The sequence below is a fragment of the Streptomyces sp. NPDC087859 genome, from assembly GCF_044742595.1.
Taxonomy (GTDB): domain Bacteria; phylum Actinomycetota; class Actinomycetes; order Streptomycetales; family Streptomycetaceae; genus Streptomyces; species Streptomyces canus_F.
Map to the genome: position 1 here is coordinate 229,349 of NZ_JBIUUU010000008.1, position 16,295 is coordinate 245,643.

At 71.2% G+C, this 16,295-nt stretch carries 13 protein-coding genes; 4 read left to right on the top strand and 9 right to left on the bottom strand.

The genetic code is table 11. The features are described 5' to 3' along the window. Positions 1-103: 103 nt before the first annotated feature. The 7 genes from ACIOHP_RS21195 to ACIOHP_RS21225 form a co-directional block, all read right to left on the bottom strand. Positions 104-757: a CGNR zinc finger domain-containing protein gene (locus ACIOHP_RS21195; protein WP_401889593.1), complete on the bottom strand. Its 654-nt coding sequence runs from the start codon at positions 755-757 to the stop codon at positions 104-106. Between the two features lie 30 nt (positions 758-787). Continuing rightward, positions 788-1,723: a universal stress protein gene (locus tag ACIOHP_RS21200; protein ID WP_401889595.1), complete on the bottom strand. Its 936-nt coding sequence runs from the start codon at positions 1,721-1,723 to the stop codon at positions 788-790. 128 nt (positions 1,724-1,851) lie between these two features. Beyond that, positions 1,852-2,094: a DUF397 domain-containing protein gene (locus tag ACIOHP_RS21205; RefSeq protein ID WP_307034554.1), complete on the bottom strand. Its 243-nt coding sequence runs from the start codon at positions 2,092-2,094 to the stop codon at positions 1,852-1,854. Between the two features lie 106 nt (positions 2,095-2,200). Further along, on the bottom strand, positions 2,201-3,367 hold the full coding sequence (locus ACIOHP_RS21210) for a thiolase domain-containing protein (protein WP_384167870.1): 1,167 nt from the start codon (positions 3,365-3,367) through the stop codon (positions 2,201-2,203). Beyond that, entirely contained in the window at positions 3,364-4,407 is a 1,044-nt protein-coding gene (locus ACIOHP_RS21215; RefSeq protein WP_401889599.1) for a thiolase domain-containing protein, read from the bottom strand. The genes ACIOHP_RS21210 and ACIOHP_RS21215 overlap by 4 nt, the downstream gene beginning before the upstream one ends. Further along, on the bottom strand, positions 4,404-5,345 hold the full coding sequence (locus ACIOHP_RS21220; RefSeq protein ID WP_401889601.1) for a Zn-ribbon domain-containing OB-fold protein: 942 nt from the start codon (positions 5,343-5,345) through the stop codon (positions 4,404-4,406). The genes ACIOHP_RS21215 and ACIOHP_RS21220 overlap by 4 nt, the downstream gene beginning before the upstream one ends. Before the next feature lie 115 nt (positions 5,346-5,460). Beyond that, complete coding sequence (locus tag ACIOHP_RS21225) at positions 5,461-6,261, bottom strand: crotonase/enoyl-CoA hydratase family protein (RefSeq protein ID WP_401889604.1); 801 nt, start codon at positions 6,259-6,261, stop codon at positions 5,461-5,463. A 165-nt stretch (positions 6,262-6,426) separates the two neighbouring features. Here ACIOHP_RS21225 and ACIOHP_RS21230 point away from each other — a divergent pair, with 165 nt between their 5' ends. Together ACIOHP_RS21230 and ACIOHP_RS21235 are read left to right on the top strand one after the other, a co-directional pair. Beyond that, positions 6,427-8,037 carry an acyl-CoA synthetase gene (locus ACIOHP_RS21230; RefSeq protein WP_401889606.1) on the top strand — a complete coding sequence of 537 codons (1,611 nt, stop codon included), beginning with the start codon at positions 6,427-6,429 and terminating at the stop codon, positions 8,035-8,037. A 145-nt stretch (positions 8,038-8,182) separates the two neighbouring features. Next, positions 8,183-9,937 carry a sulfatase gene (locus ACIOHP_RS21235; RefSeq protein WP_401889608.1) on the top strand — a complete coding sequence of 585 codons (1,755 nt, stop codon included), beginning with the start codon at positions 8,183-8,185 and terminating at the stop codon, positions 9,935-9,937. Between the two features lie 5 nt (positions 9,938-9,942). Here the strand turns inward: ACIOHP_RS21235 and ACIOHP_RS21240 are convergent, their stop codons facing one another. Continuing rightward, a complete protein-coding gene (locus ACIOHP_RS21240) occupies positions 9,943-10,797 on the bottom strand; it encodes an alpha/beta fold hydrolase (RefSeq protein ID WP_401889610.1) in 855 nt (284 codons plus the stop codon). A gap of 193 nt (positions 10,798-10,990) precedes the next feature. Between ACIOHP_RS21240 and paaK the strand changes: the two genes are divergently transcribed. Then, a complete protein-coding gene (paaK, locus tag ACIOHP_RS21245) occupies positions 10,991-12,286 on the top strand; it encodes a phenylacetate--CoA ligase PaaK (protein WP_401889613.1) in 1,296 nt (431 codons plus the stop codon). Here the strand turns inward: paaK and ACIOHP_RS21250 are convergent. Continuing rightward, positions 12,283-13,782 (bottom strand): acyl-CoA synthetase, encoded by a 1,500-nt coding sequence (locus ACIOHP_RS21250; RefSeq protein WP_401889615.1) that lies wholly within the window; start codon positions 13,780-13,782, stop codon positions 12,283-12,285. The two genes, paaK and ACIOHP_RS21250, sit on opposite strands and share 4 nt — an antisense overlap. Before the next feature lie 107 nt (positions 13,783-13,889). Here ACIOHP_RS21250 and ACIOHP_RS21255 point away from each other — a divergent pair, with 107 nt between their 5' ends. Further along, positions 13,890-16,283, top strand: a complete 2,394-nt coding sequence (locus tag ACIOHP_RS21255) for a penicillin acylase family protein (RefSeq protein WP_401889617.1) — start codon at positions 13,890-13,892, stop codon at positions 16,281-16,283. Positions 16,284-16,295: the final 12 nt, after the last annotated feature.

The window sequence follows — 16,295 nt, forward strand, 5'->3', positions numbered from 1 at the left end:
CACGGTGGTGCGCCCACGCGGGGAGCGGGCGCGCGCCGTGGCCTACAGGCACCTCAGCGTACGCTTCCGGCGGGCGCCGCGAGCCCCTGTCGGCGGGCTCCGCTCAAGTCGCCTCGAACGCGTCGACCTTGGCCGGTCCGAACGCCATGGTGCGCGGCTGGGCACTCCCTTTGTGCCGCTCATGATGCCGGGCCACCCGGGCCCGGTTCCCGCAGGAAGGCTTGCACCACTCCTGCCGCGGATGCTCCTTGATGAAGTACCGGACGCAGCGCGGCGCATGGCACGCGCGCAGCCGTTCCCGGTCCGGGCCCGCGAGGAAGCCGATCACGGCCTGTGCGAGGACCGCCGTCAGTTCTCCCTCGCCCCGCGCCGCACGGCGCCGCACGGCGGGTCCGGAGCCGTCGGGCCATCGCAGGACGGGGACGGTGGGGGTGCGGGCAGCAGCCGCGTTGAGCAGTTCGACGGCTTCCGGCACGGGCAGCAGCCGCGCGGCATCGGCGGGGCTCGGCTCTCCGGGCCGTACCGCGCGGGCGAACAGGGCCCGGACGGCGGCACGCAGCTCTCGTACGGCGGTCAGCTCCGCGTCTTCCGCCTCGTACGCGGCGACGTTCGGCACCATGTCGGGGTGGGCCCGCACCCATGCGGTGAGCCCGGCGGGCTCGCCCAGGTCATCGGCCACGCCTCCGTGTCCGTCATGGCGGATGGTGAGGGCGAGGTCGAGCGCGAGGCGGGTGTCCCTGTCGGTCGAGTCCTGCATGGACCTAATGATAGGCGGCATTCTCACCCATTAGGCGTTCCCGGATCCCGGCGGCACCACCGCCACCGGGCTCGCCGCATGCAGCAGCACCGCCTGCGTCACCGAGCCCATCATGCGGGCAGGCGCCAGCAGCCGACGCCGGTGCCGGCCGACGACGACCAGCTCGGCACCCTCGGAGGCCCCGACGAGCTGCCCGGCCGCGTCCCCCGGGGCCACACGGAGATCGACCCGCACCCCGGCATGCCGCTCGCGGTGCGGCGCGAGGAAGCCCTCGGCCAGCGTGCGGGTCTCTCTCTCGACGGCGTCCTGGTCGATCATCACGGGGACGAGCTCGCCCGGCATCGCCCACGTCTGGAGGGGCCACTGGTAGGCGGTGACGACCTGGAGGCGGGCGCCCCGCAGGGCGGTCTCGGTGAAGGCGAAGGCGAGCGTGGCCTCGTCGGGACTGTCGGCCTGGAGGCCGACGACCACGCGCGGGCCCGGTTCGGCGGGCGTCCGCGAGTCCTCCCCCACTGCCCGAAAGGCGTGGGAGGTGCCCCCATCACGGCCCGGCCGCGGCACCACGACCACCGGGCACTCCGCGTCGCGCGCGGCGGCCATGCCGTTGGAGCCGAGTAGCAGGCCGGCGAAGCCACCGCGCCCCCGCGAGCCGAGCACCAACAGCTGTGCGGTAGAGCCCAGTTCGGGCAGCAGCGCGGGCGGTGCGCCCTCCAGCGCGAGATATTCCGTCGCCGGCGGGTCGGCGATCTCCGCCACCCGGGTGCGCGCCAGGTCCAGCACCGAGTCCCGGTCCGACTCCGGCGGCCCGGCGGCCAGGACGTCGGGTCGGGCCCACGCGGCGTACTGCCGCACATGGACCACCCGCAACGGGGCCCGGCGCCCGCGGGCGGCGTCGAGGGCCCAGTCCAGGGCGCGCAGGCTGCCGTCCGAACCGTCGACCGCCGCGATGACCGGCAGGGTGCTCATGGGTTCCTCACCTCCGGAGTACGACCTTCCCCCCGGCGCCAGCGTCGCTCAGACGCCGGCCCCGGCAGGCTGCTCAAGGTCGCGTGTCCGGAAAAACAGGTGAAACACCGCCGGATCGGCCCGTCACCTCACGTGAGGTCGAACTCCCCTTCCCGCGCGCCCGACACGAACGCGCCCCACTCGGCAGGTGTGAAGATCAGGGAAGGGCTCTCCGGGCGGCCGCTGTTGCGCATCGCGATGAAACCCTCGACAAAGGCGATCTGGACATCCCCCAGGCCACGGCTGCTGGAGTGCCAGTCGGCGCTGGTGAGGTCCAGCTCGGGCTTGTCCCAGCCCATGAGCGGCTGTTGCTGGATGGTGGTCTCGGCCACGTCCGTGCTCCTCCCGATTGCGTCGTCCGCGGTCAGCCTAGCGATCGACTCCGAGTGCCGACAGGCCACGTGAGGGGGACCTTTCGGTGACCTTCCGGGAGGCAATTCACGCATCAGGGGGTTCGGACCCCACGAGCCACATCGAGAAGAACTGCGATCCGCCGCCGTAGGCGTGCCCGAGGACCCGGCGGGCCCCTTCCACCTGGTGCTCCCCGGCCTGCCCGCGCACCTGCAGTGCCGCCTCCGCGAAGCGGATCATGCCGGAGGCGCCGATGGGGTTGGTGGACAGGACACCGCCCGACATGTTGACGGGCAGATCGCCGTCCAGCTCCGTCACCCCTGCCTCGGTGAGCTTCCAGCCCTCGCCCTCGTCGGCGAAGCCGAGGTTCTCCAGCCACATGGGCTCGTACCAGGAGAACGGCACGTACATCTCCACGGCGTCGATGTCCCGGCGCGGATCGGCGATGCCCGCCTGCCGGTACACATCGGCCGCGCAGTCCTTTCCGGCCTGCGGCGAGACCGCGTCCTTGCCCGCGAAGAGGGTCGGCTCGCTGCGCATGGCGCCGCCGAGCATCCACGCGGGCGGGCGCGGCGCGCGAGCCGCCCCCGCCCGGTCGGAGAGCACCATCGCGCAGGCCCCGTCGGAGGACGGGCAGGTCTCGGAGTAGCGGATCGGGTCCCAGAGCATGGGCGAGGCCTGGACCTTCTCCAGGGTGATGTCGTGCTCGTGGAGATGCGCGTACGGGTTCTTGAGCGCGTTGCGCCGGTCCTTGTACGCCACCAGCGAGCCGACCGTGTCGGGCGCGCCGCTGCGCCGCATGTACGCGCGCACGTGCGGGGCGAAGAAGCCGCCCGCCCCGGCCAGCAGGGGCTGCTGGAAGGGGATCGGCAGGGACAGGCCCCACATGGCGTTGGACTCGGACTGCTTCTCGAAGGCCAGCGTCAGGACGGTGCCGTGCACGCGGGCCGCGACGAGCCCGGCGGCGACCAGTGCCGTCGAACCGCCCACCGAGCCCGCCGTGTGCACCCGCAGCATCGGCTTGCCCACCGCGCCGAGCGCGTCCGCGAGATACAGCTCCGGCATCATGACGCCCTCGAAGAAGTCGGGCGCCTTGCCGATGACGACGGCGTCGATGTCGGCCCAGTCCAACTCGGCGTCGTCGAGGGCCCGTCGCGCCGCCTCCCGTACGAGCCCGGCGATCGACACGTCCCGCCGGGCCGCGACATGCTTGGTCTGACCGACGCCTATGACGGCCACGGGCTCCTTGCTCATCGCGGATCCCCTTCCAGTACGGCGACCAGGTTCTGTTGCAGACAGGGCCCTGAGGTGGCGTGCGCGAGGGCCCGGTCGGACTCGCCTCGATGGATGCGGGCGGCGGCCTCACCGATGCGGATCAGCCCGGCGGCCATCATCGGGTTGGCGGCGAGTGCCCCGCCGGACGGATTGACCCGGACGTCGTCGTCCAGCCGCAGCGCCTTGCGCAGCACGATCTCCTGGGAGCTGAACGGCGCGTGCAACTCGGCGGTGTCGACGGGTCGTTCGAAGGCGCCCGCCTTCTGGGCGGCGAGGCGGGCGGAGGGCGAGTCGGTCAGGTCGCGGACGCCGAGGGCGTGTGCCTCGATGCGGTGGTCGATGCCGCGGATCCAGGCGGGGCGCGTGCACAGGTCGCGGGCCCGCTCCCCTGCCGCGAGCACCACGGCGGCCGCTCCGTCGCCGATCGGCGGGCAGTCGCCGGTGCGCAACGGCCGTACGACGTACTCCCCTTGCGGGACGGGTCCCTTGAGTTGGGCGCGCGGGTTGTCGACGGCACGGCTGCGGGCACCGATCGCGGCCAGCGCCGGTTCGTCGGTGGCGCCCGCGTCGATGAGTGCCTGCGCCTGGAGGGCGGCGAGGGCGACCGAGTCGGGCCACAGGGGGGCCACGTAGTACGGGTCGAGCTGGCGGGTCAGCACATCGCGCAGCGACCCGGGCGAGGACTTGCCGTAGGAGTAGACGAGCGCGGTGTCCGCGTCCCCGGTGAGCAGTTTGGTCCAGGCCTCGTACAGCGCCCACGCGCCGTCCATCTCGACGTGCGACTCGGAGATCGGCGGCCAGGCGCCCACGCCGTCGAGGGCGAGGGTGAAGGAGAAGGCGCGGCCTGCGAGGTAGTCGCTGGAGCCGGAGCAGGTGAAGTCGATGTCCGCGGTCTTCAGGCCGGTCCGGTCGAGGACGTCGTGCAGGACCGGCATGAGCATCTCCACCTCGGACTGTTCCTCGGTGGTGCGCAGGACGTCGGACTGTGCGAAGGCGACGACGGCGATGTCCCTGGTCACAGCAGCTCCTTGTACATCTCGTAGTCCGCGTCGGGTTCTCCCGTGGGCCGGTAGTGGTCGGGGAAGCGGCCCCCTTCCGTCCACACCGGTTCGACGCGCAGGCCCATCCGCACCTGGTCGTACGGGATGCCGCCGATGCGTCCGTGCAGCGCGAGCCCGGCTCCGTCGAGGGCGATGTGGGCGTAGACGTAGGGCACTTCGATGTCGAGGTTCTTCGCCTTGATGTTGACGATGCAGAACGTGGTGACCGTGCCGCCCGGTCCCACCTCCACCTGTTCCGAGGTGGCGACGCCGCAGGTGGGGCACGCGCCCCTCGGCGGCACGTACACCTTGCGGCAGGACGGGCAGCGTTCGCCGACGTTGCGCCGTTCGGAGAGGGCGTTGATGTAGGCGCTCTGGGCGCGTCCGGGCGAGTAGGTGTAGTCGAGGCGGGCGGCCGCGACGATCCCGGTGACCGGGTCCTCGAACGTGCCGCTGTGGCCGGCCGGTTCGGCCGGGTCACCGTCGTACGGCTCGAAGCAGGCGATGTCGGTGATCGCGCCGACGCGGTCCTCGGCCCAGCGGACGCGGACGCGCAGGCCGGTGTGCACGGCGTCGGGGCCGGGCGCGTCGAGGGCGTGCAGGAGAGCGGTGTCGGCGCCGTCGAGGCGGACCATCACCCAGGCGAAGGGCGAGGAGAGGGGCTGGCCGCGGCGGGGTTCGTGGTTCCAGGCCCAGGTGGTGACCGTGCCGGTGGGGGCGACCTCGACGAGGTCGCGGATCTCCTCGGCGGTGACAGGGTCGTACTCGACGGGGGGTACGAGGGTGCGGCCGTCGCCGGTCTTCACACCGAGGACGACGCGGTCGCGCAGGCCGGTGAGGAACGCGCTCTGGACGGGGCCGAGGGAGCGGGTGAAGGGGAATTCGACGACGAGTGGTGCTTTGAGGACTGCGGGCATCGGGGTTGCCTCCTTCGGAGCGGGGTGGGTGGCTCGCGCCCGAAAGGGGCGCGAGGAACTGCGCGGCCGGCCACTGACGGCCCGCGGTGTCCGAACCGCCGCACCCAGCCGAGCGCTACGCTCGCTTGTAGGTGGGCGGTCGTTTCTCCGCGAAGGCGCGGGCCCCCTCCTTGGCGTCGGCGGTGTCGAAGACGGGCCAGCCGCGCTTGAGTTCGGCGGCGAGGCCGTCGGACTCGGTCATCTCGGCGGTCTCGTACACCGAGGCCTTGACGGCCTCGACCGCCAACGGGCCGCAGGCATTGATCTGTTCCGCGATCTCCAGGGCCTTGGTCAGTGCCGTGCCGTCAGGGACCACGTGTCCGACCAGGCCGATGTCCAGGGCCTCGCGGGCGCTGTAGGGGCGGCCGGTGAGCAGCATCTCCAGGGCGTGGGTGCGCGGGATCTGGCGCTGGAGGCGGACCGTGGAGCCGCCGATCGGGAACAGGCCGCGCTTGACCTCGAACAGGCCGAAGGTCGCCGACTCGCCCGCGACCCTGATGTCGGTGCCCTGGAGCATCTCGGTGCCGCCGGCCACGCAGTGGCCCTCCACCGCGGCGATCACCGGCTTGCGGGGGCGATGGTGGCGCAGCATCGCCTTCCAGTGCAGGTCGGGGTCGGCCTTGAGCCGGTCCCGGTACTGCTCTCCTTCCATGCCTTTGCCGGCCAGGGCCTTGAGGTCCATGCCGGCGCAGAACGAGCCGCCCGCGCCGGTGAACACGATCGAGCGGACCGAGTCGTCGGCGTCGGCCTCGACCCAGCCGTCGTACAGGCCGACGAGCATCGCCAGCGAGAGCGCGTTCTTGGCCTCCGGCCTGTTGAGTGTGAGCACCAGTGTGGCGCCTTCGCGCTGCACAGTGAGGTGTTCCGTGCCACCCATCGCCCATCTCCCCTCTGAAAGAACGAGAACAGGTTGCAGGAGCGGCCCGGGCTCTTCAAGAGTTTTCTGACAGTCAGTCAGATTTCTTCGCGCGGAGCCTTCACAGTTGGGGCGCCCTTTGCTCTGATGACCGGCAACCGGTGCGGAGCGAGGTCAGGAGGAGCGGTGGAGTACAACCTTGCCGACCTGTTCGAGTCGGTCGTCGACGTGGTCCCGGACCGCGAGGCGCTGGTGTACATCGACGTCCCCGGCACGGGTGCGGAGCGCCGGCTGACGTACGCGGAGCTGGACGCGGCGGCCAACCGCATCGGTCACCATCTGATCGACAGCGGGATACGGCCGGGTGAGCACGTCGGGCTGCACATGTACAACGGCATCGAGTACCTCCAGGTCGCGCTCGGCTGCCTGAAGGCCCGGGCCGTGCCGGTGAACGTCAACTACCGCTATGTCGAGGACGAGTTGGTGTACCTCTACCGGGACGCCGATCTGGTGGGACTGGTCTTCGACGCGGAGCTCACCGACCGGGTGGCCGCCGCGCTGCCGCTGACCGAGAAGCTGCGCCACCTGGTGCGCGTGGGCGACCCCGTGCCCGGCGTGGACGCCGTGGCCTTCACGGACGCCGAGGCCGCCGGGTCCCCCGAGCGCGGGTTCCCGCAGCGCTCCGGCGACGACCAGTTCATCATCTACACCGGCGGCACCACCGGGATGCCCAAGGGTGTGATGTGGCGTCAGGAGGACCTGTTCTTCTCGGGAATGGGCGGCGGGGCGCCGACCGGCGAGCCGGTGAAGAAGCCCGAGGAGCTCGCCGAGCGGGTCGCGGCCGGCGGTTCGGGGATCACCTTCTTCCCCACTCCCCCGCTGATGCACGGCACCTCCACGCTCACCGCCTTCATCGGCTTCAACTTCGGCCAACGGGTCGTACTGCACCGCAAGTTCTCACCCGAGGACGTGCTGCGGACGATCGAGCGGGAGAAGGTCACCAGCATGTCCCTGGTCGGGGACGCCATGCTGCGGCCGCTGATCGACGCCCTCAAGGGCCCCATGAAGGGCACGGACACCTCGTCGATGTTCAGCGTGTCCTCGTCGGGGGCGATCATGTCGGACACCGTGCGCCGGCAGTTCCTGGAGCTCGTCCCGAACGTGATGCTGCTCAACAACTTCGGCTCCTCGGAATCCGGCTTCAACGGCACGGCCACCGATGACGCCGGCCCCGAGCGCGGCTTCCGGGTGCGCGTCAACTCCCGTACACAGGTGGTCGACCCGGCCACGCACGAGCCGATCGCCGTGGGCGAGGTGGGCCGCGTCGCGCAGTGCGGCCATGTGCCGCTGGGCTACTACAACGACCCGCGGAAAACCGCGGAGACGTTCTTCGAGAAGGACGGAGAGCGGTGGGTGCTGCTCGGCGACATGGCGACCGTGGACGAGGAGGGCGTCGTCATCGTCCTCGGCCGCGGCTCCCAGTGCATCAACACCGGCGGCGAGAAGGTGTACCCCGAAGAGGTCGAGCAGGCGCTCAAGTCCCACCCCGACGTGTACGACGCACTGGTGGCCGGGGTGCCGGACGCCAAGTGGGGCCACCACGTGGCAGCCGTCGTACAGCTGCGGGAGGGCGCGCCCCGGCCGTCCCTCGACGACATCCGCACGCACTGCCGCAGCCGGCTCGCGGGTTACAAGGTCCCGCGTCAGCTGGTGATCGAGGACTCCATCCAGCGGTCCCCCAGCGGGAAGGCCGACTACCGGTGGGCACGGGCGGTGGCGGTGCGGGCGGACGGGTGATTTCCCGGTCCCTTCCTCGGCTTTTCCTCGGTTTCGGTCCCGGGGGATTGAACCGAAGGTGACGTGCGGACGTACTGGTGGTGGCAGGCTCGGCCACAGGGCCCTGTTGGCATGCCATCGCAAGACCGTACGGAAGGACCGCCGGGTGTCGCTCTTCACACCTCGCTCTCGTCAGCTGCCGGAAGCCACCGAGGGCGGTGCGGAGACGGACGACCAGGAGACGGGGCAGCAGTCGGTCGAGGAGGTCAGGGAGAAGTCCGGCTGGTTCGGTTGGCGGACCCGATTCCCCCGTACCGCGCGCGGCGTGACCATCGGCACGACCGTCCTCGCCGCCGCCCTGGTGCTCGGGGCGCTGCTCATGCCCAACCGCCTCGACCGGATGAACGTCCAGGCGTTCCTGCGCCTGCCCGTGGAGGCGATCCTCCTCGCGGGCCTCCTCCTCGCGCTGCCGAGGCGGGCACGGCGCGTCACGGCCGTCGTCTCGGGCGTGTTCATCGGGCTGTTCACCATCGTCAAGTTCCTCGACATGGGCTTCCGCCAGACCCTGGCCCGCCCCTTCGACCTGGTCTTCGACTGGATCCTGCTGGACGACGCGACCGATTTCGTCAGGGAGTCGTTCGGCCGCTCGGGACAGGTGCTCGCGGTGACCGCGGCCATCGTGCTGGCCGTCGCCGTCCTCGCCCTGTGCACGCTCGCGGTGGTGCGGCTGACGAACCTCCTGGTCCGGCACCGTCCCGTGGCGCTGCGCAGCACGCTCGTCCTCGGCATCGTGTGGATCGTCTGCTTCACACTGGGCGTGCAGTTCGGCGGGGTCCCCTTCGCCACCAAGGGCAACACGCAGTTCGTCGCCAACCGGGTGCAGCAGGTGCGCGACGGCATCTTCGACGCCCAGGAGTTCGAGAAGAAGGCCGCCGTCGACGCCTTCGCCAAGACCCCGCCCGACCAGCTGCTCACCGGGCTGCGCGGCAAGGACGTCCTGTTCACCTTCATCGAGAGCTACGGCCGGGTCGCCATCGACGACCCGGCGATGGCCCCGCAGATCGACGCGGCCCTCCAGGAGGGCAACAGCAGGCTCAAGGCCGCCGGTTTCGCCTCGCGCAGCGGCTGGCTCCGGTCGCCCGTGACGGGCGCCGGCAGCTGGCTCGCCCACTCGACGTTCCTGTCCGGCCTGTGGGTCAAGAACCAGCAGCGCTACCGGAGCCTGACCGGTGGCGACCGCGCGACCCTGACCAGCTATTTCCAGAAGACCGGCGCCTGGCGCACGGTCGGTATCGTGCCGGGGGTGCGCAAGGCCTGGCCCGAGGGCAAGTACTTCGGCCTCGACCACATCTACGACTCCACGCACCTCGGCTACAACGGCCCCTACTTCAGCTGGACGCCGGTGCCCGACCAGTTCAGCCTGGAGGCCTTCGAGCGTCTGGAGCACGGCAAGGAGAACCGCGACCCGATCATGGCGGAGATCATCCTGGCCTCCAGCCACAACCCCTGGTCCCCCATCGCCCGCATGGTCGACTGGGACCAGCTCGGTGACGGCTCGGTCTTCGAGCAGATCAAGAAGGAGGGCACGGACCCCAAGGAGGTCTGGAAGAGCTCCAAGTCCGTGCGCACGGAGTACCGCAAGGCGATCGAGTACTCGCTGCAGAGCCTGACCGAGTGGGTCGAGCGCTACGGCGACGACGACACGGTCCTCGTCTTCCTCGGCGACCACCAGCCCGTCCCGACCGTCACCGGGGGTGACACCAACAAGGACGTGCCCATCACCATCGTGGCCCGCGACCCGAAGATCCTCGACCGGATCGCCGACTGGGGCTGGACGGACGGCCTCAAGCCCGCCGGGAACGCGCCCGAGTGGGGCATGGACACGTTCCGCGACCGGTTCATGAGGGCGTACGCGAAGTAACGTCCCTACCCTGCCGAGGGCAGCGGCGCCCCGAGGAACGTGACGATCCGTCGTACGAACCACTCCGGGTCGTCCAGCCACGGATAGTGCCCGGCACCGGGCTGCACCACGAGCTCGGCGTGCGGGAACACGTCCGCGGCACGGCGGGCGAGCTCGGGCCGGGGGGCGTTGTCGACCTCCCCCGCGAGCACGAGCACCGGACGGTCCAGCCGCCCGAGCGCCTCCCGGGCGGCGGGCGGGTCATAGGCGCCGGCCGATCCGTACGCGTCTGCCGCCTCGTCGTTGAACTCCTCGTCCCCGCGCGCGTCGTGCGCCGCGGCGGCCCCGTCCCAGCGGCCGTAGAAGAAGGGCGCGAACACGGGGTCGTAGCCGCCGGTCCCGTCGAGCGAGGCCGCGAACGCGGGGAACGCCTCCTCGTACCACGGCTCGTCCTTGCGCAGCGGAGCCGCGGCCAGCCGGTCCTCGTCCGTCACCGGCATGCCCAGCGCCCACGGAATGGCCGTGACCAGCGCGAGCCGCCGTACCCGTGCCGGATACCGGGCGGCGTACAGCATGGCGAGACTGCCGCCCGCCGAGTGCCCGACCAGATCCATCTCCGCCAGTCCCAGGTGGACCCGCAGCGCCTCCACGTCGTCCACGATCCGGTCGCAGCGGTACGTCGCCGGATCAGCGGGGGTCGCGGAGGCTCCGGTGCCCCGCAGATCGAGCAGGACGAGTCGCCGGTGGGCGCCGAGGCCGCCCAGGTCACCGAGGTAGACGGAGGCGCGCATGGGTCCGCCGGGCAGGACGACGAGGGGCGGCCCCTCACCGTTCAGGTGGTAGGCGAGTTCGGTCCCGTCGTACGAGGTGAAGGTCGGCATGGCGCTGATCCTCACCGTCCCGCGTCCCCGTCGCAACGGAGTTCCCTGCCGGAGCCCGATGCGGAGGCGGCGCGTCGAGAAAGTGCGGGCCGACCCCTTGCTTGATCGCCGGTGGCCTGGATTACTGATCCCCAGGAACTCGACCGAATGATCGGTCGCCCGTATTGCCGTGATTGGTGAAGGAGACGTTCCGGTGGCGGACGCGACGGAGCTGTGGGACGCGGGGGAACGACTCGACGCGCAGGGGCTGAGGGCGCTCCAGCTGGAGCGGCTGCGGACGTCTCTGCGGCACGCGTACGACCATGTGCCGTTCTACCGGGAGTCCTTCGACAAAGCGGGTGTCCGTCCCGACGACTGCCGGTCCCTCGCCGATCTCGCCCGCTTCCCCTTCACCACCAAGGCGGACCTGCGCGAGAACTACCCGTACGGGATGTTCGCCGTACCGCAGGACCGCATCCGCCGCATCCACGCCTCGAGCGGCACCACCGGCCGCCCGACGGTCGTCGGGTACACGGAGGGCGACCTCTCCCTGTGGTCCGACATGGTGGCCCGCTCCCTCCGGGCGGCGGGCGGGCGGCCGGGCGACATCGTCCACGTCGCCTACGGCTACGGCCTGTTCACCGGCGGCCTCGGCGCCCACTACGGCGCCGAACGGCTCGGCTGTACGGTCATCCCCGCGTCCGGCGGCATGACGGCCCGTCAAGTCCAGCTGATCCAGGACCTGAAGCCCGGCATCATCATGGTGACCCCGTCGTACATGCTGACGATGCTGGACGAGTTCGAGCGCCAGGGCATCGACCCGCGCGGCACCTCGCTCCGCGTCGGCGTCTTCGGTGCCGAGCCCTGGACGGAGCGGATGCGCCAGGAGATCGAGGAACGGTTCGCGATCGACGCGGTCGACATATACGGACTGTCCGAGGTGATCGGTCCGGGAGTGGCGCAGGAGTGCGTCGAGACCAAGGACGGGCTGCACATCTGGGAGGACCACTTCTTCCCGGAGGTCGTCGACCCGTTCACCGGTGAGGTGCTGCCGGACGGCGAGAAGGGCGAGCTGGTCTTCACCTCGCTCACCAAGGAAGCGATGCCCGTCATCCGGTACCGGACCCGGGACCTGACACGGCTGCTGCCGGGCACGGCACGCGTGTTCCGCCGTATGGAGAAGGTCACCGGCCGCAGCGACGACATGGTGATCCTGCGTGGCGTGAACCTCTTCCCCACCCAGATCGAGGAGATCGTCCTGCGGACGCCCGGCGTGGCACCGCACTTCCAGCTCCGCCTCACCCGCGAAGGCCGCCTCGACGCCCTCACCGTACGTGCCGAGGCCCGCCCCGGCGCCACCCCCGAGGCGAGGGAAGCGGCCGCGTCGGCGATCACCACCGCCGTCAAGGACGGCATCGGCGTCTCCGTCACCGTCGAGATCGTCGAACCCGAGTCGCTGGAACGGTCGGTGGGCAAGATCCGCCGGATCGTGGATCTGCGTCCCCGCTAGGCGAACCGGTCCCTGAGCTCCCGCTTGAGGATCTTCCCGCTCGCGTTCCGGGGCAGCTCGTCCAGGAACAGCACCCGCTTCGGCGCCTTGAAGTGGGCGAGCTTCTCGCGTGCGTGAGCGATGAGTTCGGCCTCCTCCACTTCTTCCCCTTCGCGGGGGACGACGACAGCCGTCACCGCCTCGATCCAGCGCTCGTCCGGCAGGCCGATCACCGCCACCTCGGCGACGGCGTCGTGGGTGTAGAGCGCGTCCTCGACCTGGCGTGAAGCGACCAGTACACCCCCGGAATTGATGACGTCCTTCACACGGTCGACGATCGTGAAGTAGCCGTGGGCGTCGCGGACCGCGAGGTCGCCCGAGTGGAACCAGCCGTCGCGGAAGGCGTCGGCGGTCTCCTCGGGCTTGTCCCAGTAGCCCTCGCACAACTGCGGTGAGCGGTAGACGATCTCGCCCGGTGTGCCGTCGGGGACCTCCTTGCCGTCCTCGTCGACCACGCGGGCGTCGACGAAGAGCACCGGCCGGCCGCACGAGTCCATCCGGCCCTTGTGCTCGTCCGGGGCCAGGACCGTGGCCAGCGGGCCGATCTCGCTCTGCCCGAAGCAGTTGTAGAAGGCGAGCTTCGGGAGCCGTTCCCGCAGTCGCTCAAGGACCGGCACCGGCATGATCGACGCGCCGTAATACGCCTTGCGCAGTCCGCCGAGATCGCGGGTGCTGAAGTCGGGGCGGTTCGACAGGCCGATCCACACCGTCGGCGGCGCGAAGAGGCTGTCCGCGCGGCCCTCCTCGATCAGGTCGAGGATCCGGTCACCGTCGGGCGCGTCGAGGATGATGTTGGTCGCCCCGGCCGCCAGGTACGGCAGCAGGAACACATGCATCTGCGCCGAGTGGTAGAGCGGGAGGGCGTGCACGGGACGGTCGCCCGCGCTCAGGTCCAGTGCGGTGATGGCGCTCAGGTACTCGTGCACCAGGGCGCGGTGCGTCATCATCGCGCCCTTCGGGAGCGCCGTCGTGCCCGAGGTGTAGAGCAGCTGGACCAGGTCCTCGCCGCGCGGTTCGGGCCCGTCGTACGCGGGCGCCGACTCCAGCCGGGCCGACAGCGCGTCGTCCGCGTCGCGCAACGGCAAGGTGCGTACGCCGTCCGGGAGGCGGTCCGCCAGGTCCGGATCGGCGAGGACGAGCGCGCTGCCCGACTGGCGGACGATGTACGCCAGGTCCTCGCCGGTCAGGTGCTGGTTCACCGGGACGTGCACCAGGCCCGCGCGGGCGCAGGCGAGGAAGGCGATGAGGTAGGCGTCGGAGTTGCGGCCGAAGGCGCCGACCCGGTCGCCCGGCGACAGGCCTTCGGCGAGCAGGACGCTCGCCGCGCGCGAGACGGCCTCGTCCAGTTCCTCGTACGTCCATGAGCGGTCGCCGTACTCCACCGCGACCCGTGCCGGGGTGCGCCGGGCGCTGCGCCGCAGCACCCCGTCAACCGTGCTGCCGTGTCCAGGCGTCATGACACATGATCCTCGGTCCCTCACCGCGGGAGGTCAAGCACGGGTCGAGGACACATACCCGTTGGTACGCTCAACCGCCCCTTCCCTCAATGACGTTGGGAGGCACGATGCGCACCCGCCTCAGACGCATACTCGTCGCGGCAGTCGCCCTGCTCACCGCCACGGCCGCGCTGCCGGCAGCCGCGGCCGAAGGCCAGAACCGTCAGCAGCACCCCTCGCACGGCGGCCTGTCCGCCACGATCCGCTACACCGAGTACGGCATCCCGCACATCCTCGCGAAGAACTACACGGACCTCGGCTTCGGCACCGGCTGGGCGCAGGCCGCCGACCAGGTGTGCACGCTCGCCGACGGCTTCGTGACCGTGCGCGGGGAACGCTCCCGGTACTTCGGGCCCGACGCGGCACCCGACTTCTCGCTCTCCTCGGCCGCCAGGAACCTCTCCAGCGACCTCTACTTCCAGGGCGTGCGGGAGGCGCGCACGGTCGAGAAGCTGCTCGCCGAACCGGCACCGCGGGGGCCGAGCCGCCAGGCGAAGGACCTGATGCGGGGCTTCGCGGCCGGCTACAACGCCTGGCTCGAGCAGAACCGCGTCACCGACCCCGCCTGCAAGGGCGCCGCCTGGGTCCGCCCGGTGACGGCCCTCGACGTGGCCGCGCGCGGCTTCGCGCTCGCCGTCCTCGGCGGGCAGGGGCGTGGCGTGGACGGCATCACCGCCGCCCAGCCGCCCACCACGACCTCCACGGCCGCGCCCGACGCCCAGGACACCGCCCGCGCGGCCCGGGAACTGCTGGCCGCCGACACCGCCGACATGGGCTCCAACGCCGTCGCCTTCAGCGGCACGACCACCGCCGACGGCCGCGGGCTGCTGCTCGGGAACCCCCACTACCCCTGGCAGGGCGGCCGTCGCTTCTGGCAGTCGCAGCAGACGATCCCCGGCGAACTCAACGTCTCCGGCGGCTCCCTGCTCGGCTCCGCGACGGTCTCCATCGGCCACAACGCGAAGGTGGGCTGGAGCCACACCGTCGCGACCGGCGTCCCCCTCAACCTCCATCAGCTGACGCTGGATCCGGCCGACCCCACGGCCTACCTCGTGGACGGCGAGCCGGAGAGGATGACCAAGCGCACGGTGACCGTCCGGGTGAAGGACGGCGTCCCGGTGACACGGACGCAGTGGTGGACCCGGTACGGACCCGTGGTCACGTCGTTCGGCGCCTCGCTGCCCCTGCCCTGGTCCAGCACGACGGCGTACGCCCTCAACGATCCCAACGCCGCCAACCTGCGCGCCTCCGACACCGCCCTCGGCTTCAGCAAGGCGCGCTCCACGGCGGAGGTGCTCGGCTCGCTCCAGCGCACCCAGGGGCTGCCGTGGGTGAACACGGTCGCCGCCGACTCGGGCGGCCACACCCTGTTCACCCAGTCCCAGGTGCTCCCCCGGATCACCGACGAGCTGGCCCAGCGCTGCTCCACACCGCTCGGCAAGGTCACCTATCCCTCCGCCGGGCTGGCGATCCTCGACGGCTCGCGTGGCGACTGCGCGCCCGGCTCCGATCCCGACGCCGTGCAGCCGGGCGTCTTCGGTCCGGCGAAGATGCCGACACTCAAGGACGCCGCGTACGCGGAGAACTCCAACGACAGCGCCTGGCTCGCCAACGCCGACCGGCCGCTGACCGGGTACGAGCGGGTCTTCGGCACCATCGGCACCCAGCGGTCGCTGCGGACCCGGGGCGCGATCGAGGACGTGTCGGCGATGGCACAGCGCGGTCGGCTGACCGTGCGGGACCTGCAGGCGCAGCAGTTCGCCAACCGGGTGCCCGCGGGCGACCTGGCCGCGGCCGACGCGGCGAAGGCGTGCGCGGCGCTGCCGGGAGGTACCGCAACGGGCAGTGGCGGCACAGCCGTTGATGTCAGCGCGGCCTGTGGGGTGCTCGCCACGTGGGACCGTACGGTGAACACCGACAGCCGGGGCGCGCTGCTCTTCGACCGGCTGTGGCGGAAGATCCCGGCGGCCCAGCTGTGGAAGGTGCCGTTCTCGGCCGCCGACCCGGTGCACACACCGAACACCCTCAACACGGCGTCGCCCGCCTTCGCCACGGCCCTGGCGGACGCGGTCACCGAGTTGCGGGCGGCGGGCATCGCGCTGAACTCCCCTCTCGGACAGCACCAGTTCGTCGTGCGCAAGGGTCAGCGCATCGCGGTCTCGGGCGGCACCGAGTCCCTGGGCGTCTGGAACAAGGTCGAGCCGGTGTGGGACCCGGCTCAGGGGGGCTACACGGAGGTGACCACCGGCTCCAGCTACATCCAGGCGGTCGGCTGGGACGGCAGCCGCTGCCCGGTGGCCCGCACCCTCCTGTCGTACTCCCAGTCCTCGAACCCGAACTCGCCGCACCACAGCGACCAGACCCGGCTGTACTCCCAGGAGAAGTGGGTGACGTCGCGCTTCTGCGAGAAGGACATCCTGACGTCGCCCGGACTGAAGGTGGTCCATGTGCGCGAACGCTGAGTCCCACGTCAC